14 protein-coding genes, 4 tRNA genes and 1 other RNA gene are annotated in these 19057 nt (G+C 71.4%); 9 read left to right on the plus strand and 10 right to left on the minus strand.

The window, feature by feature from the left end; translation table 11 throughout:
• Nucleotides 1-254 precede the first annotated feature (254 nt).
• The 8 genes from ACIRP2_RS16885 to ACIRP2_RS16920 all read left to right on the plus strand — a co-directional run bounded on the left by ACIRP2_RS16885 (nucleotide 255) and on the right by ACIRP2_RS16920 (nucleotide 4894).
• On the plus strand, nucleotides 255-590 hold the full coding sequence (locus ACIRP2_RS16885; RefSeq protein ID WP_404250939.1) for an Lsr2 family protein: 336 nt from the start codon (nucleotides 255-257) through the stop codon (nucleotides 588-590).
• A gap of 162 nt (nucleotides 591-752) precedes the next feature.
• A tRNA-Gly gene (locus ACIRP2_RS16890) sits at nucleotides 753-824 on the plus strand.
• A gap of 98 nt (nucleotides 825-922) precedes the next feature.
• Nucleotides 923-995: transfer RNA gene (locus ACIRP2_RS16895), tRNA-Gly, on the plus strand.
• 157 nt (nucleotides 996-1152) lie between these two features.
• Nucleotides 1153-2163: an ABC transporter ATP-binding protein gene (locus ACIRP2_RS16900; protein ID WP_404250941.1), complete on the plus strand. Its 1011-nt coding sequence runs from the start codon at nucleotides 1153-1155 to the stop codon at nucleotides 2161-2163.
• Entirely contained in the window at nucleotides 2160-2930 is a 771-nt protein-coding gene (locus ACIRP2_RS16905; RefSeq protein WP_404250943.1) for an ABC transporter permease, read from the plus strand. Before ACIRP2_RS16900 ends, ACIRP2_RS16905 begins: the two co-directional genes overlap by 4 nt.
• A 19-nt stretch (nucleotides 2931-2949) precedes the next feature.
• Nucleotides 2950-4191, plus strand: coding sequence for a sensor histidine kinase (locus tag ACIRP2_RS16910; RefSeq protein WP_404250945.1), 1242 nt, complete (start codon nucleotides 2950-2952; stop codon nucleotides 4189-4191).
• Nucleotides 4188-4799 carry a response regulator gene (locus tag ACIRP2_RS16915; protein WP_404250947.1) on the plus strand — a complete coding sequence of 204 codons (612 nt, stop codon included), beginning with the start codon at nucleotides 4188-4190 and terminating at the stop codon, nucleotides 4797-4799. Before ACIRP2_RS16910 ends, ACIRP2_RS16915 begins: the two co-directional genes overlap by 4 nt.
• 22 nt (nucleotides 4800-4821) lie before the next feature.
• Nucleotides 4822-4894: transfer RNA gene (locus tag ACIRP2_RS16920), tRNA-Gly, on the plus strand.
• A 61-nt stretch (nucleotides 4895-4955) separates the two neighbouring features.
• On the opposite strand, the gene ACIRP2_RS16925 is transcribed toward ACIRP2_RS16920, so the two are convergent.
• The 6 genes from ACIRP2_RS16925 to ffs all read right to left on the minus strand — a co-directional run bounded on the left by ACIRP2_RS16925 (nucleotide 4956) and on the right by ffs (nucleotide 13557).
• Nucleotides 4956-5870, minus strand: coding sequence for a phosphoribosylaminoimidazolesuccinocarboxamide synthase (locus tag ACIRP2_RS16925; protein WP_404250949.1), 915 nt, complete (start codon nucleotides 5868-5870; stop codon nucleotides 4956-4958).
• 100 nt (nucleotides 5871-5970) lie between these two features.
• Nucleotides 5971-7431, minus strand: a complete 1461-nt coding sequence (locus ACIRP2_RS16930; RefSeq protein WP_404250951.1) for a N,N-dimethylformamidase beta subunit family domain-containing protein — start codon at nucleotides 7429-7431, stop codon at nucleotides 5971-5973.
• Nucleotides 7432-7820: 389 nt separating this feature from the next.
• A complete protein-coding gene (locus ACIRP2_RS16935) occupies nucleotides 7821-9587 on the minus strand; it encodes a hypothetical protein (protein WP_404250953.1) in 1767 nt (588 codons plus the stop codon).
• A gap of 273 nt (nucleotides 9588-9860) precedes the next feature.
• The gene (gene purD, locus ACIRP2_RS16940) at nucleotides 9861-11111 is read right to left on the minus strand and encodes a phosphoribosylamine--glycine ligase (protein ID WP_404250955.1); all 1251 of its coding nucleotides are present in this window, start codon (nucleotides 11109-11111) and stop codon (nucleotides 9861-9863) included.
• A 91-nt stretch (nucleotides 11112-11202) separates the two neighbouring features.
• Nucleotides 11203-13383, minus strand: a complete 2181-nt coding sequence (locus ACIRP2_RS16945) for a DNA polymerase III subunit gamma and tau (protein WP_404250957.1) — start codon at nucleotides 13381-13383, stop codon at nucleotides 11203-11205.
• A 77-nt stretch (nucleotides 13384-13460) separates the two neighbouring features.
• Nucleotides 13461-13557: signal recognition particle sRNA small type (gene ffs, locus ACIRP2_RS16950), an RNA gene on the minus strand.
• A gap of 131 nt (nucleotides 13558-13688) precedes the next feature.
• On the opposite strand from ffs, the gene ACIRP2_RS16955 reads away from it, so the two are divergent.
• A tRNA-Ser gene (locus tag ACIRP2_RS16955) sits at nucleotides 13689-13776 on the plus strand.
• Nucleotides 13777-13891: 115 nt separating this feature from the next.
• Here ACIRP2_RS16955 and ACIRP2_RS16960 read toward each other — a convergent pair.
• The 4 genes from ACIRP2_RS16960 to uppS form a co-directional block, all read right to left on the minus strand.
• Entirely contained in the window at nucleotides 13892-15028 is a 1137-nt protein-coding gene (locus ACIRP2_RS16960; RefSeq protein ID WP_404250959.1) for a PP2C family protein-serine/threonine phosphatase, read from the minus strand.
• 245 nt (nucleotides 15029-15273) lie between these two features.
• On the minus strand, nucleotides 15274-16341 hold the full coding sequence (locus ACIRP2_RS16965) for a hypothetical protein (protein ID WP_404250961.1): 1068 nt from the start codon (nucleotides 16339-16341) through the stop codon (nucleotides 15274-15276).
• A 222-nt stretch (nucleotides 16342-16563) separates the two neighbouring features.
• Nucleotides 16564-17973 carry an oxygenase MpaB family protein gene (locus ACIRP2_RS16970; protein ID WP_404251912.1) on the minus strand — a complete coding sequence of 470 codons (1410 nt, stop codon included), beginning with the start codon at nucleotides 17971-17973 and terminating at the stop codon, nucleotides 16564-16566.
• 98 nt (nucleotides 17974-18071) lie between these two features.
• Entirely contained in the window at nucleotides 18072-18875 is an 804-nt protein-coding gene (gene uppS / locus ACIRP2_RS16975) for a polyprenyl diphosphate synthase (protein ID WP_404250963.1), read from the minus strand.
• Nucleotides 18876-19057: the final 182 nt, after the last annotated feature.

Raw genomic sequence — 19057 nt, forward strand, 5'->3', positions numbered from 1 at the left:
GATATCGGCCGTGACAACACATGGGGAAAGTCCTGCGAAAAAAATCCTCACCGGCAACACACAAGAAGGCTGACACGCGGAGGTAATTGGGCGGGCTTCACAATGCGGCACCCATCGCTGTACAAATGATTACCGGGGAATGCAGCATTGCCCCTAAACGGTCGACAACGGTCGACCCGCATCCGCCTAACAGCCGGAAGGCCGGCATCGACGCATGTCAGACGCGCCGACGCCGTAGGAAAGGACCGATATCCGTGGCTCAGCGCGTAGTGGTCACGCTCTTCGACGACATCGACGGGGGAGCAGCGGCGGAAACGGTCACCTTCGCCCTGGACGGGAAGTCGTACGAGATCGACCTCAATCCGTCCAATGCAAAGAAACTGCGCAAGGCCCTGGCGCCGTACATGGCGGCCGGCCGAAAGCAGACAAATACCGGCAAGCGCGGCAAGACCTCGGCGCCGTACCGGCACACCTCGCTGGCACCCGACCCGGCGGCCGTGCGCGCCTGGGCCCGCTCCCACCGGATGGAGGTGCCGGCCCGCGGCCGGATCCCCAAGAAGGTCTACGAGGCGTTCCGCGAAGCCAGTTGAGATTCCGGTCCGCCGGAGGACCCCCGGAGACCCTCACCGGGACGCACCGTGAACGCTCCGGCGACACCCCGCGGCCACCGACTTGCGCTACACCCCCGCCGGTCGGCTAAAGTCTGGAGCACGCCGAGGGGCAAGGCCGCAAAGCCGAACCTCACGCAGCGTGCGGGTGTAGTTCAGTAGCAGAACATCCCCCTTCCAGGGGGAAGGCGCAGTGTGCAATTCCTGTCACCCGCTCTGCATCGCTCTTACCGTCCACTCCATTGGATCGGGTAGAGTAGTGCTCGCACCGCCCGATGGAACTCCTCACGAGGGGTACAATGAGCGGCAGCAATGCGGACGTGGCTCAGTTGGTAGAGCATCACCTTGCCAAGGTGAGGGTCGCGAGTTCGAATCTCGTCGTCCGCTCTTGATCGAACGCAAGGCCCTGGTCGATATCGACCAGGGCCTTCGTCGTATTCCCGTCCGTTTCCGCCCCCGGGGCTCCTTGGTCCATGACGTTTGTCATGAGCAGTGGTGACAGCTCGCACTGCTCGCGCCGCCGATCCGGCGGAAATCTGTAGGCATGACCAGCGACGACATCCCCAAGGACCACGCGAACAGCGCTGTGGCATGCGCCACAGCCGCCTCCGCGTCCGGCTCCGTCGCCGACCCGGTGATCGAGGCGAGCGGTGTGCGGCGCCGCTATGACGGCGGCTTCGAGGCGGTGGCCGGCGTCTCCTTCACGGTGGCGCGCGGTGAGCTCTTCGCCCTGCTCGGTACGAACGGTGCCGGCAAGACCTCCACCGTCGAACTGCTGGAGGGCCTCGCCCGGCCCGACGGCGGATCCGTGCGGGTGCTCGGCCACGACCCGTACCGCGAACGCGCCGCCGTCCGGCCGCGGATCGGGGTGATGCTCCAGGAGGGCGGCTTCCCGTCCGAGCTGACGGTCACCGAGACCGTACGGATGTGGGCGGGCTGCACCAGCGGCGCCCGCCCGACGGGGGAGGTGCTGGACCTGGTCGGCCTCGCCCATCGTTCGCGGGTGCGCGTCAAGCAGCTCTCCGGCGGTGAGCGGCGCCGGCTCGACCTGGCGCTGGCCCTGCTCGGCCGGCCCGAGGTGCTGTTCCTGGACGAGCCGACCACCGGGCTCGACGCCGAGGGACGGCGCGACACCTGGGAGTTGGTCCGGATATTGCGCGACGGCGGCACCACCGTCCTGCTCACCACGCACTACCTGGAGGAGGCCGAGATGCTCGCCGACCGGCTGGCGATCATGCACCGGGGGCGGATCGTGACGTCGGGCACTCCCGCCGAGGTGACGGCGGCCCGCCCCGCCCGCATCCGGTTCGAGCTGCCCGAAGGAGTGCCGGCGGCACGGCTTCCGCTGCCGCTGAGGGCCGCCGCCGAGGGGCGCAAGGTCGAGATCCGTACCCACAGGCTGCAGGAGTCGCTGGGTGAACTGCTGCTCTGGGCGGAGCAGTCGGACGTACGGCTGCTCGGGCTCGATGCCCGGTCGGCCTCGCTCGAAGAGGCATTTCTCGACATCGCGCAGCGTGCGTCGGATTCGCAGACGCAGAAGGCGGCCGCCGTATGACCAGCACCACGATGTCCGGGCGGCTGAACGCCCTGGGACGCGCCGAGCTGACCCTGCTCGCCCGCAACAGGACGGCGGTCTTCGTCGCGCTGCTGGTGCCCGTGGCGATGGTCGTGGCGATGAAGTCGACACTGGATCAGATCGATCTGGGCGGAACCGGGCTGACCGTGGCAGGGGCGGCGCTCAGCGGTGGCATCGGCATGGTGCTGATGCAGGTCGTGTACATGAACCTGGTCGCCGCGTATGTGGCACGGCGCGAGGAACTGGTCCTGAAACGGCTGCGCACGGGTGAGGTCACCGACCGGGAGATCCTCGTCGGGACCGCGCTGCCGTCGGTCGCGCTGGCGCTGGGGCAGACGGTGCTGGTGGTCCTGGCCGGTGCGGCCTTCTTCGGACTCGGCGCGCCGGAGCGTCCCGAACTGCTCGTCGCGGGCCTGCTGTCGGGTGTGGTGCTGCTGTCGGCACTGGCCGCCGCCACCTCCGCGGTGACCAGGACCGTACAGACGGCGCAGATCACCACGCTGCCGCTGTTCCTCGTCTCGATGATCGGCTCAGGGCTCTTCGTGCCGCTGGAGGTCCTGCCGGACCGGGTGGCATCCGTGTGCGAGCTGCTGCCGGTGACCGGGGCGATGACGCTCGTACGGGCCGGCTGGCTCGGCGGGGCCGACGGGCACGACCTGCTCGGGGCCGGACTGACCGCGCTGGCCTGGACGGTGCTCGCCGTGTTTGCTGTACAGCGGTGGTTCCGCTGGGAACCCCGACGCTGAGGAGGGGTGCGCCGTGCGGGTGCGGTGGCGAACGTGGGGCTGGCGCGGCCGCACCGGGTTCGACAAGGTCGACCTGTACACGCGCGGCATGCTGTACAGCCTGGTGTGGATCGCGGTACTGATCCAGGTCCTGATGTCCGTGACCCGGCCCGTGCGCGCCGCGGCACCCACCGCGTTGATCGTCCTGACGATCCTGCTCGCGGTCGCCCACGGGATCTGCGGGACGGCACTGACCGCCAGGGGGCTGGCGACGTATCTGGGCCGGGGGGCCACGGACCGGCGGCTGGTCGCCGTCGCGGCCGTGTCGCTGGTGGTGAACACGGCCGCGGTGCTGGCCGTCGCCTACCGCACGGGCATGCGCGAGTTCCCCGACCCGGGATATGTGTTCAGTGCCTGTGTGGTGCCGTTCTCCTGCGCGTTCGTGCTCATCGTGCCGGGCTGGGTGTCGACGCTGCAGCAGGCCGCAGTCTCGGCCGCGATGTCCACCGCGGTGGGACTGCTCGGCGGCGGCAGTGCGCTGGTGGCCACCGCGTTCCTCACGACGGCGTTCGGCGGCGGGATGATGGCGGTCGCCACGCGCACGTCGGCCTGGACGCTGGGGGTGATGTGGAAGCTCCGTGAAGCGAAGGACATGGAGGCGCGGCTGGCCGTCGCCGAGGAGCGGCTGCGGTTCGGCCGGGACATGCACGACGTCCTGGGCCGGAATCTCGCCGTGATCGCGCTGAAGGGCGAACTGGCGGTGGAGCTGGCCCAGCGCGGGAATCCGGCGGCCGTGGACCAGATGGTCGAGGTGATGCGCATCGCCCGCGCCTCGCAGCAGGAGGTGCGCGACGTCGTACGCGGATACCGGGAGGCCGATCTGAGCACGGAACTCGTCGGCGCCCAGGGGGTGTTGCGGGCGGCCGGGATCGAGTGCGCGGTGGAGGGCGACGAGAGCCGTCCGCTGCCCGCGCCGGTGCAGTCGGCGCTCGGCTGGGTGGTGCGGGAGGCGGCGACCAATGTGCTGCGGCACGGCGATCCGCGGCGCTGCACGATCCGGCTCCGCGCCTCGGCGCACGCGGTGGTGCTGGAGGTGGAGAACGACGGGGCGCCGCGGGCCGGCTCGGAACCGGGCGGCTCCGGGCTGGCCGGACTGCGCGAGCGGCTCCGGGCACTGGAAGGTTCGCTGGACGCGGGCCCGGCGGGGAACGGACTGTTCCGGCTGACGGCCGAGATCCCGCTGCCGCGCACGGGTGCGGCTCTTTCGGAAGGACCACGATGACGGCTGTACGGGTGCTGCTCGCCGACGACGAGCACCTGATCCGGGGCGCGCTGGCCGCGTTGCTCGCCCTGGAGGACGATCTCGTGGTGGTCGCGGAGGCGGCGACCGGCCCGGAGGCACTGGCCATGGCACGGGCCCACCGGCCCGATGTGGCGGTCCTCGATCTGGAGATGCCGGGTGCCGACGGTGTGAGTGTGGCCACATCCCTGCGGGCCGAACTTCCCGGCTGCCGGACGATGATCGTGACGAGTCACGGCCGGCCGGGACATCTGAAGCGGGCACTGGCGGCGGGCGTGCGGGCCTTCGTGCCGAAGACCGTCAGCGCCCGGCAGCTGGCCGGGATCATCCGTACCGTGCACGCCGGAAACCGTTACGTGGACCCGGAGTTGGCGGCCGACGCGATCTCCGCCGGGGACTCGCCGCTGACCGCGCGCGAGGCCGAGGTGCTGGAACTGGCGGCGGACGGGGCCCCCGTCGCGGAGATCGCGGAACGCGCTTCGCTGTCGCAGGGAACCGTGCGGAACTACCTGTCCGCGGCCGTATCGAAGCTCGGGGCGGAGAACCGTCATGCGGCAGTGCGTCTCGCCCGGCAGCGCGGATGGGTATAGTGGTTCTCGCGCTTCGGCGCTTGCGGACGTAGCTCAGTTGGTAGAGCGCAACCTTGCCAAGGTTGAGGTCGCCAGTTCGAACCTGGTCGTCCGCTCGGTTCGGCAAGAAGCCCCCGGCCTTTCGGCCGGGGGCTTCTTCGTGTTCCGGGGAACCGTCTACTGCCAGGGCGTGCCGGTGAGGAGTTCGTACGCCTCCAGGTACTTCGCCCGGGTCGCGTCCACGATCTCCTGGGGCAGCGCCGGCGGCGGCTGCTCGCTCCTGCGGTCCCAGCCCGAGGCCGGCGAGGTCAGCCAGTCGCGCACGAACTGCTTGTCGTACGAGGGCTGGGCCCTGCCCGGCTCCCACTCGGCCGCGGGCCAGAAGCGCGAGGAATCCGGGGTCAGCACCTCGTCGGCGATGATCAGTTCCTCGCCGCCGCCGTCCGTGGGAGCGAAACCGAACTCGAACTTCGTGTCGGCGAGGATGATCCCGCGCTCGCGCGCGATGTCACGTGCCCTGCCGTACACGTCGAGCGTGGTGCGGCGCAGCTGGGCGGCGGTCTCCGCGCCGACCTGGCGGGCCACCTCCTCGTAGCTCACGTTCTCGTCGTGGTCTCCGACGGCCGCCTTGGTGGCGGGGGTGAAGATCGGTGCCGGGAGCTCGGAGCCGTCGACGAGGCCCTCGGGCAGCGCGAGGCCGCAGACCGTGCGGGACTCGTCGTACTCGGCGAGCCCGGAGCCGGTGAGGTAGCCGCGGGCGACGCACTCGACCGGGACCATCCGCAGCGACCTGCAGATCAGCGTGCGGCCGGCCCAGTCCGCCGGGGCTCCGGCGGGGAGCTCCGTGGACAGCACGTGGTTCGGCACGAGATCGCCGAGCCGGTCGAACCACCACAGCGAGAGCCGGGTGAGCACCCGGCCCTTGTCCGGGATCTCGGTCGGCAGGACCCAGTCGTACGCGGACATCCGGTCGCTGGCGACCATGACGAGGTCGCCCGCCTCGTTCCGGTACAGGTCACGCACCTTGCCGGTGTGAAGGTGGGTGAGCCCCGGGACCTGCACTGGCTCGGGCTTTTCTACAAATCCGGACACGCTGCCTCCGCGTAGGTTGATCCAGGAGTCGTTCCGATTCTCCCGTATCGGGGTGCGGTGGGGCGGAGCGGGGGCGCCCGTGGCGCCGGGCGCGGTGCCCTCAGTCGCGTTTGCAGATGCGGTCGAGGAGATTGGCGGTGGCGCGCTGGATGCGTGGGTCCACATGGCCGGGGCGGTCCAGCGCCGGGGACCAGGCGAAGGTGCCGGAGGCGAAGACGAGCGCGCCGGACGGGGCCCGGTACAGGGAGGTCTCCTGGTGGCGCTTGACCCCCTCGTTGTCCCGGTAGGGGGAGTGGGCGAGCAGGATGCGGTTCTCGTGCTCGGGAAGCGCGGTGCGCGGGAAGTAGCGGTCGGCCTCGCCCGCGACCAGGCCGTTGATCTCGTCGCCCTCGCCGGCGCCCGTCGCGTCCCACAGCCAGTGCTCGGCGTTCCGCACGACCAGGGGGTGCGGATCGGGGACCCGGCCCGCGTACTGGATACCGAGGAGCTGCTGCTCCGGGCGGTCGATCTCGCGCCAGAGCGCGGGCCTTCCCGGGCCTCGGCGTTTGCGGCAGGTGAGCAGGCGGTCCGGGACGCCGGAGGGCGACGGGGAGAGGCTGACCTGCCAGTACATGGTGTTGGCGGAGAGGAAGACGAGCGAGGTCCCGCCGTCACGGGCGCGTTCGACGGCACGGCGCATGGGCACCGACCAGTACTCGTCGTGGCCGGGGAAGACCAGTCCCCGGTAGCGGCCCGGATCGAACCGGCCCGCGTGCAGATCACGGGTGTCGGCGTACGCGATGTCGTAGCCGTACCGCTCGGCCCAGCGGATGAAGTCGTAGGCATGGCCGACATGGAGCGGCAGCCCGGCGCCCGCGTACGGACGGTCGAAGGAGACGGTGACGGCGGCGTCCTCCTCGCCCAGGAGGCGGCCCCGCTCGTCCCACGCGTGATAGAGGCTGGCACCTGTGTGGCCGTCCTCCGGGTAGAGGTTGTACGCCTGCCAGGTGATGTCCGGCAGGACCAGCAGCAGATCGGCCGGGTGCTCGTCGCGGACCGTGAACGGGATGTGGGAGCGGTACCCGTCGACCGTGGTCAGCACGGCGACGTACGCGCCGATCGACCAGTAGGAGGGGATCTGCAGCCGCCAGGACTGCCACCAGTGGTGGCAGGAGACCGTGCGGTCGGCGGTGAGCGGGGCGGGCTGGACGATGCCGGAGAGCCGGGGGCTCGTGGTGATCTTGGCGGCCCCGTCGCCCCCGTAGTGACCGATGCGGTAGATGTCCACGGAGAACTGCTGGGGCGGGTCCACGGTGATGTGGAAGTCGATCGCCTCGCCCGGGGCGGCGGCACCGGTGGAGATGAAGCCCTTGATCTGGCGGTGCACGTCGTCGGCCGTACGGGTGCCGCCGTCGGCGCCCCGGGCCAGGGTGGGGTCGGCGTACCAGGGCACGACGTGCCCGGTGTCGTCGAAGTAGTTCTCACTGCCACGCAGCCAGGGAAGGGGGCCCTGGCCGAAGGGGTCGGAGACGGCGTGCGCGAGGGCACCCGACTCCCATCGACGAATCTGCTCCGCCCCCATACCGCTTCCCTCCCACGGGCCCCCGAGAACAGCTGATCGACGTCACGGACGCCGGACGCGGGTGCCGAACGCCGACACCGAACGCCGACACCGAACGTCGACGCCGATCATGGACGCCGATCGCCGACGGTGGTCTCGACCGTCGACCGTTGCCGCTGACCGCATCCGGCCATGCGTCATCGGTGCGCCGACAGTGGTGCTCCGACTGTCAGCGTCGATCCCCAGCACATCACATAACGCATGCGGCCCGTCACCCATCGTCGCTAATTGATGTGAACGGAACGTTTTCTTCCGGGTATTGGGGGCCGTCGCCCCCGGCAACGCGGCCGGTGAGGAGCTTGAGACAGATGGGTCTGCCGTGATGCGCGCCGTCGCCGGGGGCCGGTGGTTCAGACGAGACGGACGGGCTTGTCGGCGCGTACGCCGACCGAGGCGAGCCATGACCGCAGCGGTGCCGCGTCCCCGTCCTCGACGAGGCTGAGGACCGGACTGCCCAGATCCGCCCGGCGCTCGCCGTCGACCAGCAGCGCGGGGCCGTCGAGCCAATCGAGGCCGGGGGCCGCGCCCGCCGTGTCGACGGCGGCACAGCAGACCATCGCCACGACATGGTCGGCGAGCAGCTCCGTACCCGTACGGGGCGGCTGGAGCGGGAAGAGCGGGAGGGGGCCGGGGCCCCAGAGGTCCAGGATGTTCCCGCCCGCGCCGACGGCACCCGGGGTGCCCACCGGGCTCGACGCGCCGCCGGCCGGTGACCGCCGCCGGGCCGCCGCCTCCTCGCGGGCCACCGCGGCGCTGATCCCGGCCGCGAGCTCCTCGCAGCTTCCGCCCCCGTCGGCCAGATGCTCGACGACACGGGCCAGCGTGGGCACCCCGGCATCGACGGAGAATGCGGGACGGCCCGGTCCAGAGGCGTCGGCGGCCGGTGCGGGCGCCACCCCCATCGAGTCCAGGACACGGTGCAGACGGGCGGCCTCGGTACGCCACTTCCGGTCGACCACCTCATCCGGATACTGCTGCCAGTCGACCGGCGACCAGTCGGGACCGGACTGCGCGGGACCGCCGTGGAAGAGCCGGGCCGCCAGCAGCGATGCCGCCTCGTCGGCCGCGCCCGGTTCCTCCAGGAGGTCGCAGGCGGGGCGCTCGCCGAGCCGGGAGGTGAATCCGTCGGCGAGCCGGTCGCGCCGGGAGAGCTCGGTGAGCGCGGACACGACACCCGCGTCCAGCCGGGACGGCCAGCGGCCCATCTGCCAGGCGGGCAGCGCGACCCGGGTGAGCAGCCGGTCCCAGCCCGCGTAGGCGAGACCCACCTGCTCCTGCGCGACGATCCGGAGACCGTAGTCCACACCCTGTGCACGGACCGACGCGGCGGCGGCGACGCCCCGCTCCATCTCCGCGGCATGGCTGCGACAGCTGCGCAGCAGCAGCCGGGCGATCCAGCCGACGAAGAGGCGTGGCAGTCTGCGCACCCCGGACAGCGGCCCCGGAACGGGCACGGCCGCGTCGGCGACCGCTCCGTCCAGCCCTCGCACGAAACGACGCGCCGCCGCTATGTCGGGATGCGCGGAGGGCCCCGTGCCCGCCACGACCGGGGCGAGCACCGCCCGTAGCTCCGCGACCCGCATCCACCACAGGAACGGCGAACCGATGACCAGCACGGGAGCCGCCTTCACCCGGCGGCGGACCCGGCCCGCGGAACGCGCCGCGCGATCGGCTCCGAGGCCTGTCGTGAGCTGCTGCACGGCGGGATGGGTGCGGTCCTCCAGCCAGCTGTCGCAGTCGGGCGTGAGCGCCATGGCCGAGGGCGCGGGAACCCCGAGCCGTTCCGCGAGGTCCCTGACCAGGCGGTAGAGGTCCGGGGCGGCCTCCTCCGCGAGCGGGACGGTCGGACTGACCGCCGGCCTCGCTCGTACGATCGCGACAGCGACCGCCGTGGCGAGCAGGAGCACGACGACCGCGCAGGCCGTCACGGCCCAGCGCGCCGCGTCCCAGCCGGTGCCGACGGCATGGCCCTGGGCGCCCGCGACGAGCAGCACGACGGCGACCGCCGCCGGCACGATGGCCGCGGCTGTCGCCCTGCTGCGGATGCGCAGCAGGGCGAGGGCTCGGGCGCGCGCACTCTGCGCACCGAGCTCCTCAGTTGTACCGGTACCGGACACGGCCGGATGTCACCCCCTCTGCCCCCGCGGCGGTGTTGTTCACTCCCCCACTGTGGCACCCGTCACCGACATCGCAATGCCAGTGAGCCATGTGCCGGAATGCTTGCGCCGCACCCTAGTTGGGGCCTCGGCGGGCGTCATCCGGATGGCTCAGTCGTCACTCGATGGAATGGCTTTGGGCAAAGGTGCTGACGTGCCGCCGCCCTTGGGGCAGCGGCACGTCGGCGGGTGTCCACGGGGTCCGACGAGCGGTCCACGGGCCCGGTCCCGGTCTCAGGCCTCCGCGGCCTTCCTGGCAATGTCCGTGCGGAACTGCGAGCCGTCGAGCCGGATCCGGCCGACCGCCGTGTAGGCACGCCCACGGGCGGCCGCGAGGTCCTTTCCGGTCGCGGTCACGGACAGCACGCGGCCGCCCGCGCTGACGATCGCGTCGCCGTCCCGCCTGGTCCCGGCGTGCAGGACGTACGCGTCCGGGGCATCCTGCGCCGCCACGTCGTCGAGCCCTTCGATCGGGTCACCCGTCCGCGGCGTGGCCGGGTAGTTGTGCGAGGCGATGACCACCGTGACAGCGGCCTCGTCACGCCACTTGAGCGGGGGCAGCTCGTCGAGGGTGCCGTTGGCGGAGCCCAGCAGGACACCTGCCAGTGGAGTCTTCAGACGGGCCAGGACCACCTGGGTCTCGGGGTCACCGAAACGGGCGTTGAACTCGATCACCCGCACGCCGCGCGAGGTGATCGCGAGGCCCGCGTACAGCAGCCCGGAGAACGGGGTGCCCCGGCGACGGAGCTCGTCGACGGTCGGCTGGAGCACCGACTGCATGACCTCGTCGACCAGCTTCGGGTCGGCCCACGGGAGCGGGGAGTACGCGCCCATGCCGCCGGTGTTCGGTCCCTCGTCGCCGTCCAGGGCGCGCTTGAAGTCCTGCGCGGGCTGGAGAGGCAGCACGGTGGTGCCGTCCGTGATCGCGAAGAGGCTGACCTCGGGGCCGTCGAGGAACTCCTCGATGACCACCCGGTCGCAGCCCAGGGCGTGGGCGCGGGCCGTCTCGACGTCGTCGGTGACGACGACGCCCTTTCCGGCGGCGAGCCCGTCGTCCTTGACGACGTACGGGGCGCCGAAGGCATCGAGGGCCGCATCGATCTCGGCGGGAGTGGTGCAGACGTAGCTGCGGGCGGTCGGGACGCCCGCCCCGGCCATCACGTCCTTGGCGAACGCCTTGGAACCCTCCAGCCGAGCCGCCTCGCCCGAGGGGCCGAAGCAGGGAATGCCCGCGGCACGCACGGCGTCGGCGACCCTGGCGACGAGCGGCGCCTCCGGGCCGACGACCACCAGTCCGGCGCCCAGGTCGGCGGCGAGACGCGCGACGGCGTCACCGTCGAGAGCGTCGACCGGGTGCAGTTCGGCCACCTCCGCGATGCCGGCGTTGCCGGGAGCGCAGTACAGAGCGGTGACGTCGGGGTCGAGGGAGAGAGAGCGGCACAGGGCGTGTTCGCGGGCGCCGCCGCCGATGACGAGGACCTTCACGGAGTGCAGCCTAACCGCCGGGGCACGGCGGCCTCGACGGACGCCGCTCTGTGGACACCCGGGGTGCGCCGGCGGTGTCCGGCCGCCCCGGCTATTCGTTGGTGAACTCCTCCACGACCGTGGCGCCCAGCTCTCGGACGATCAGGTCGTGCCCGGAGAGTGCCGAGTCGACGAGGTCCGGGTCGTCCGCCTCGGGGATGTCGTCCTCGGGAGCGACCGGGCGCGGGGGCTCGGGCGCGGAGTACGACGGCGGGGCGGGCTCCGCGGAAGGAGCGGAGCTCGGCTGCTGGGCCGGGGCGGGGGCGGTCCGGGGTTCGTACTGCTGCTGAGGCGCGGGAGCCGGGCGCTGCGCGACGGGCGGCGCGGCGGCGGGGCGACCTCCACCGGTCTGCGGGGGCGCTCCGGCGCCCCCCGACGGGTCGACGATCGCCTCGATCTTCCACTGCGCGTTGAACCGCTCGGCGAGGGCCTGCTTCAGCACGTCCTCGCTGCCACTGCTCGCGAAGTTGTCGCGGGCACCCGCGTTCAGGAAGCCGATCTGCAGGGTGGTGCCGTCGAAGCCGGTGACCTGGGCGTTCTGGCTGAGCAGGATCCAGGTGAACCGGCGGCGGTTCTTCACGGCCTCCAGGATGTCCGGCCACATGTTCCGTACCTGGCCGGCGCCCTGTGCCATTCCCGGGCCCGGCTCGGCGGCGGGCGCCGGAGCGGCGCTCGGCTGCTGGGCCGGGGCGGGGGCGGCCTGCGGGGCCGGGGACCGGCCGGGGGCGGAAGCGGTGGGCCAGCCACCGGGGCGGCGGCCGGACTCCGGCGCGGCCGCGGTGGGCCAGGCACCGGGACGCTGACCGCCCGCGGGTGCCGGGGCCCCGGCCGGTGGCTGGGGCGCGGCGGCCGCGGCGGGGGCCGCGGGCTGCGTGGGTGCCGGGGGCGCTGCGGCAGGTGCGGCAGGTGCGGGCGGCGCCACGGGGGCGGGTGCCTCGCCCCGTACCGCGGCACGCGCGGCGGCGGGTCCGGCGCCGGGCTGCACAACCGGCGCGACGGGGGCGGGGGCATGGGCCGGTGCCTCCGGACCCGGCGCATAACCCATGGCGGGGCCCGTACCGGCGGTCGCGAAGGACGCGCCGCGCTCCAGCCGGTCCAGCCGCGCCTGCAGCGAACGCTCGTCGTCGAAGGCCGCGGGCAGCAGCACCCGAGCACAGATCAGCTCGACCTGGAGGCGCGGCGAGGTCGCCCCGCGCATCTCCGTCAGTCCCTCGTTGACCAGGTCGGCGGCGCGGCTCAGCTCGGCAGCGCCGAAGACGGACGCCTGGGCCTGCATCCGCTCGACGACATCGGCGGGTGCGTCGATCAGCCCCTTCTCCCCGGCGTCCGGCACGGCGGCCAGGATCACCAGGTCGCGCAGGCGCTCCAGGAGGTCGGCCACGAAGCGGCGCGGATCGTTGCCGCCCTCGATCACCCGGTCCACGACCTCGAACGCCGCGGCCCCGTCGCCCGCCGCGAAGGCGTCCACGATCGAGTCCAGCAGCGAGCCGTCCGTATAACCGAGCAGCGCGGTCGCCATGGCATATGTCACACCGTCGTCGCCCGCGCCGGCCAGCAGCTGGTCCATCACCGACATCGAGTCACGCACGGAACCGGCCCCGGCGCGCACGACGAGCGGCAGCACACCGTCCTCGACCGGGCTGTTCTCCTTGCCGCAGACCTCCGCGAGGTACTCGCGCAGCGTGCCCGGCGGGACGAGACGGAAGGGGTAGTGGTGCGTACGCGACCGAATGGTGCCGATGACCTTCTCGGGCTCGGTGGTCGCGAAGATGAACTTGAGGTGCTCGGGCGGCTCCTCGACCACCTTCAGCAGGGCGTTGAACCCCGCTGACGTGACCATGTGCGCCTCGTCGATGATGTAGATCTTGTAACGACTCGACGCGGGACCGAAGAACGCCTTCTCCCGCAGATCACGGGCGTCGTCCACGCCACCGTGCGATGCGGCGTCGATCTCGATCACATCGATCGATCCCGGCCCGTTGCGCGCGAGATCCCGGCAGGACTGGCACTCCCCGCACGGCGTGGGTGTCGGGCCCTGCTCGCAGTTCAGGCAACGGGCGAGGATGCGCGCGCTGGTCGTCTTGCCACAACCGCGCGGACCGCTGAACAGGTACGCGTGATTGACCCGGTTGTTCCGCAGGGCCTGCTGCAGCGGGTCAGTGACATGCTCCTGCCCGATGACCTCGGCGAACGACTCGGGGCGATAGCGGCGGTACAGCGCAAGGGACGACACACATACGAGGTTATCCGGGCCGACCGACAAGCGGCCCCGGACGGGACGAAGCCCCGCCCCCGCACCCTCCCCGGAAACGCAAGGGCCCCCCACGCACCCGCCAGAGCCGACCTACCCTTGCTGCCTTCCGGCCCTGGGGGAGTTCAGTCAGATAGCGCCACGTGAGGGGCTGACGCCCACCTTAGCCGATCCCCACCCCCGTCGGTCCACTGCCCCACCCTCCCGAACCGCCCCGGACGAGCCCGAGCGGATCTTGAGGGGAACGGGTTCGCGAGCACTCCTCAACGTCTTGTATTGTTTGCCGCGGAGGATTCGCCTAGTGGCCTAGGGCGCACGCTTGGAAAGCGTGTTGGGGGCAACCCCTCACGAGTTCGAATCTCGTATCCTCCGCCAGTGCCTCACCGGGCACGTTGTCGAAGGGCCCCACCGTTCGCGGTGGGGCCCTTCGACGTTGCCTCAACCCGCGTCGTTCCGGCCCTTGTCCACAGGGGCGGTCGGCCACGCCCCGCTACGCGGCTCGGGTCGCCGTCTCGATCTCCGTCTCGTTCACCGCCGCCGCACGGATGACGATGGCCGCGATGTCGTCGTCGAGACGGCCGCGGCTGTAGTGGACCAGGTCGCTGTGCAACTGCTCGAGCAGCCGGGACGGCGAGTCCGCGTCCCACTGGCCCGCACGCTGCACCAGGGGGAAGAACGCACCGGTGTGGTCACGGGTCTCGGAGACGCCGTCGGTGTAGAGCAGCAGCTGGTCCTTGTCGGCGAAGGAGACGGTGTCGATGCGGTAGCCCTCCTCGATCAGCGCGCCCATGTTGATGGGTGGTGACGGCGCCGTGGGAATGACCTCGCGGACCGCTCCCACACTGAACAGCAGCGGAGGGGGGTGTCCGCAGTTGACGATCTCGACGGCCGATCCGTCGTCCGGGATCTCGGCGAGCAGGGCCGTGGCGAAGTACTCCATCTGGTCGCCGTGCATCAGCATGGTGTAGCGACTCGTGCTCACGTCCAGTCGGCGGGCCAGCCGTGCCAGGTCCGGCTCGTCGTACGCGGCTTCCCGGAAGCAGCTGATGATCGCTGAAGCCGTACCGACGGCGGGGAGGCCCTTGCCGCGCACGTCTCCGATGATCAGGCGGACGCCGTGGGCCGTCTCCAGCGCTTCGTAGAAGTCGCCGCCGACGCGCGCCTGGGCCGCGGCGGCCCGGTACAGGACCTCGATGTCCAATCGGCCGAGGCGGTGCGGCATGGGGCGCAGCAGGACTCTCTGGGTCGTCTCGGCGACGGAGCGGACGTCGGCGAGGATCTGCTCCCGCTGCTGGCGCACATGACTGGCGTAGGCGGCCGCGGCGGTGACGCCGACGATCACCACGAGGGTGAACAAATATATGTATGACCCACCCGGTTCGCCGATGGCCACGGCGATCGCTACGTCGACGGCCGCGGCGAGCGCGCCGATGGCGACCGTTCCGGCCACTGGCCACACCGAGGCCGCGAGAGCGGGGGCGACCGAGAGGAAGCGGCTGAAGTGGAGGTTTCTCGGAGTGACAAAGGACAGCACGGTGATGACGACGATCAGCACCAGAGGCGCCAGGAGCACCAGCTCCTCCCGGAGGCTGTCCGCACGACGCCACAATTGACCGGAATGGTTCATATAAGCAGACTATGGGGCCAGTTGTGCCGTCAGGCCACTTCGTCACCTGACTTCCGGAGCGCTTTCCGCTGCTCGGCCGGCGACGCGTGCGGGGCACCTCGCGCGGCCGCCTCTCGGTGCCCGACGCCGGCCTGCGCGGCGACTCCTGCGTACCGGTCGGCCACCTCCCGGTCGTCAGGAGGTGGCCGACCTGTTCGGGCGGCCCGCCTACGGGGCGAGCCGGGGTCTCCGGCGTTTGTCGTGGATCACCGCAGGACGTTCAGGAAGTTGGTGGCGTCGTCGACGAAGTACACGGCGTCACGGTCCAGGTCCACCGCCAGGCCGAAGAGCGCGCCCGCGCCGGGCGGGGAGCCGCTCTTGTCGAGCCGGCGGAAGGCCACCTGACGGCCTGCCCGCGTGGTCTCGACGATGTTGCCGTCACCGCTGTTGACGGTGAGGATGTGACCGTTGGGCGCGATGGCCAGGCCGAGGGGGCCGTTGAGCCTGCCGCCGCTGCTGACGACCCTGCCGGTGCCGGCGCTCCTGTCCCGGGACAGCGCGCGCGGAATGACGGTGATCCGGTTGTTGACCGTGTCGGCGACGTAGAGCGAGCCGTCTTTGCCGAGGCCGACGCCGGTCGGACCGATCACCAGGGCGGCGGGGTCGGTCTTCTGGGCGAAGCCCGAGCCGATCATGGTGGTCCGCACCCACCGCGGCGGCCGGTGGCCATGACGCTTGAGGGTGATGCGCAGGACGGTGCCCCGGTCGACTTCGTCGCCGCCGCCCGCCACGGTGCCGTTGAGCACGTTGGTGACGAACAGGTCCGTACGGTCGCCGTGACTCGTGGCGGTCATGTCCCACGGTCCGTTGATGCCGCCCCCGGAGAGCGTCTCGCGGACCCTGCCGTGGCTGTCCAGCACCAGCAGACAGCCCGCCCGGGCGGTGTCGGAGGTGCCGTCGGCGGTCGGCAGGCTGCCGACCACCACCCACCCGCCGGGCAGGATGCTCAGGGCGGTCGTGAGACCCACGCCGCCGGGGCAGGGGCCGGGCAGACGGGCCGGGTCGATCCGGGCGAACAGCTTGGCCCTGCCGCGCGGGCCGACCTGAACCAGGGTGGTGCCCGTGCCCTGCTGGTTCTGGCTGTTGTTGAAGTTGCTGACCAGTACGTTGCCTCTGCGCAGCTTCCCGGCGTCGCGCACGACCACGGCCGTGCCGTAGGGGTTCACGTCACCGTTCGCGGGGACCGTGGAGGCAACCTCACGAACCTTGTGCAGACGGCCGAGGAACGTCCCACCCGCCGAGGCCACGCCCACCACGGACGTCACTGAGATCACCACGGCGGCTGTCAACGCCGACAACCCTCGCGCCAACGGTGACAGAAAGTTATTTTTCATAAGCGGTACGTTAAAAGTGATGGTGGGATTTGCTGCGCGCGGACACGCGCTGCCTTCGGGTGTTTCGCTCCACCGGCAGCGCGGAACGCCGCTCCACGCGGACACGACCTTCGGGGTTCCGTCGATCTGCTCTCGTGGTGACGCCCGTCTTGTCCGGGTGTCCTACGCGTCGGAGAGCAGCGGGTCGTAAGGGGTCGAGCGTCGTCGGCCCGACATGAAGGAGAGGAAGTCGTTCACGAACGCGCTGCGGGAGTACCCCGCCTCGGCGTCGGCCACCGTGCGTCCGAATCCGGTCCGGAACAGGGCCCGGTACTCGTCCGCGTCGATGAACTGATTGCCGTCCGCGTCGGTGACTTCGAAGAGCACTTCGGCGACCCTGATCAGCGCGGGCCCGGCGAGTGAGGGGACGGCGGCGGCGTACTCCTCCTTGCTGATGCGGCCGTCGCCGTCGATGTCGAGGGCCGCCTGGAGTTCCCGCCACCACTCGGCGTACGCGTGGTAGAGCCTGGTCTCCTCCGGTTCGTCCAGATCGAGGCGGGAGGACAACTCCCGTGCCATGGCGGCGAGATCGGGCCAGTCCAGGTAGCCGTCGCCGGTCTGGTCCAGCACGGCGGTGAAGAATTCGCCGGCGCTCCACTGCGCCCCGGTCCCCTCGTCGGGTCCGTGCTGCGCGGGAAAGGGCGTGACCAGCCGGAACAGGGCGCCGGCCTGCTTCATCCGGCCACGCAGCGCGTTCAGTGTCGCGGCTTGGGGGGTGTCGCTGTCCGGGGACGAGTGGAGCAGGCCGGTGAGCGTCTCGGTCCGGCGCCAGTCGGCGGGCAGCAGGCGGGCCAGGCCGGCGGCCAGGTAGACGCTCTGCATCAGCGTTCGGGCGCCGGGAACCTCCGGCAGTCCCGCCCGTCGGCGGAAGGGCTCGGGGAGGGACGCCACGGTGATCGTTCCCAGGACCGGGCCCGCGATCGCGCGGCCCGCCGCCCACAGGGTGGGCAGGCCGTCCAGCAGGGGCGGCGCGGGGAGATGGTCGAAGAGCTTGTAGAGGATGATGCGCAGCGCCTCCGTGTTCTCCAGTTCCTCCTCGACCATGTGGTCGTAGTACGGCCAGAACTCCTGCAACGTGGGCGGCAGGTGGCCGGCCGCGTCCCCCAGGGCCGCGAGGAACGCCTGGTACTCGGCGTAGAGCCGCTCCATGGTGGTCCGGTCGAGCGGTTGCCCGCTCAGTCGGCACATGGTGACGGAGCTCTCGAAGAGCGTCGCGACCACCCAGGCGCGGACCTGCGGGTCCATCGCGTCGTAGGGCCGGTCCTGCGCGTCGGTGCCGCTCAGCCGCGCGTGCATGCGGTTGAGCCGTGCCGCCTCCCTCTGCCGCCGGTGATCGTCGGCGCCGAACATGCGCTGCAGGCTGACGAGGGTGTTGCTCAGCCGTCGCCACGGGTGTGCCACGAACGTCGAGTTGTCGATCAGGGCCGCGCCGATCTGCGGGTGGGCGGCCTCCAGCACCGTGGCCCTGACCACGGCCAGTGCCCAGCGCGGGTCGTCGAAGAATCGGTGGAACTGCGAGTGGGGCCCGAACATGGATCCGGGCTGCGCTTCGGGGGCCGGCGGTGCGGGATCGCCGTGGTGGTCGGTGGCTCCTGGACGAGGGTGGCCGGGGTGGCCGCTGCCGGTGTCCTTCACGGGTGGGGTTCTCCGTTCGCGTGCGGCGTCACGCCGCCGAAGCGGCGATTGCGTTGCTGGTAGGCGTGCAGACACTCCAGGAAGTGCGATGCGCGGAAGTCGGGCCAGAGCACCGGTGGGAAGGTCCACTCCGCATAGGCGACCTGCCAGAGCATGAAGTTGGAGATCCGCTGTTCACCGGACGTCCGGATGACGAGGTCCACATCGGGTGTGTCGGAAAAGGGCAGGTGAGCGGCGAAGTGCCGCTCGTCGACGGCATCGGCCGGCACTCCGCTGCGGATGAGGGAACGCGCCGCTTCGACGATGTCCCTGCGTCCGCCGTGATCGAACGCCACGGTCAGCGTCATGCCTCGGTTCGGGGCGGTCAGGGTCATGAGGTCGTCGAAGTCCCGGGCGAGGGGGGCGGGGATCCTCGGGTCCGCCACCCCGAGGAACCGGCAGCGGATGCCGCGTGCGTGCAGCAGTGGGGCGTGTTTGCGCACCACGCGGCGCACCAGTCGCATGAGGAAGTCGACCTCGCTGCTCGGGCGCCGCCAGTTCTCGGTGGAGAACGCGTACAGGCTCAGCCACTCCACCCCCGCCGCCCGCGCCGTCTCGATGGTGTCGATCACCGTCGTCTCCGCTGCCCGGTGACCCGACGTACGCGGCAGGGACCGCCGTGCCGCCCACCGGCCGTTCCCGTCCATCACGCACGCGACGTGGCGCGGAACGCCCCTGTGCCGGTCCTCACCGGCCGGGCGACGCGGATCGGCACGGGCCGACGAGGAGGCAGGAGTGCCGCCGATTCCTTCGACTGTCATACGTACGCCCCCGGCTGCCGCACCGCAGTCCCCCTCCGCCCCCGTGCGCGGGTGCCGCGCACCCTGCCGCATGTGTCCGCCGCGCGCCTATCAGCAGAGTGCCGGTGTCCGGGCCCGGACACCTCGCAATCTCCGCATATTCACCTGTAGTACGTCAGTCCGCTTCGACGACCTCATGGCCT

This window comes from Streptomyces sp. NPDC101194 (assembly GCF_044767885.1).
Lineage (GTDB): Bacteria > Actinomycetota > Actinomycetes > Streptomycetales > Streptomycetaceae > Streptomyces.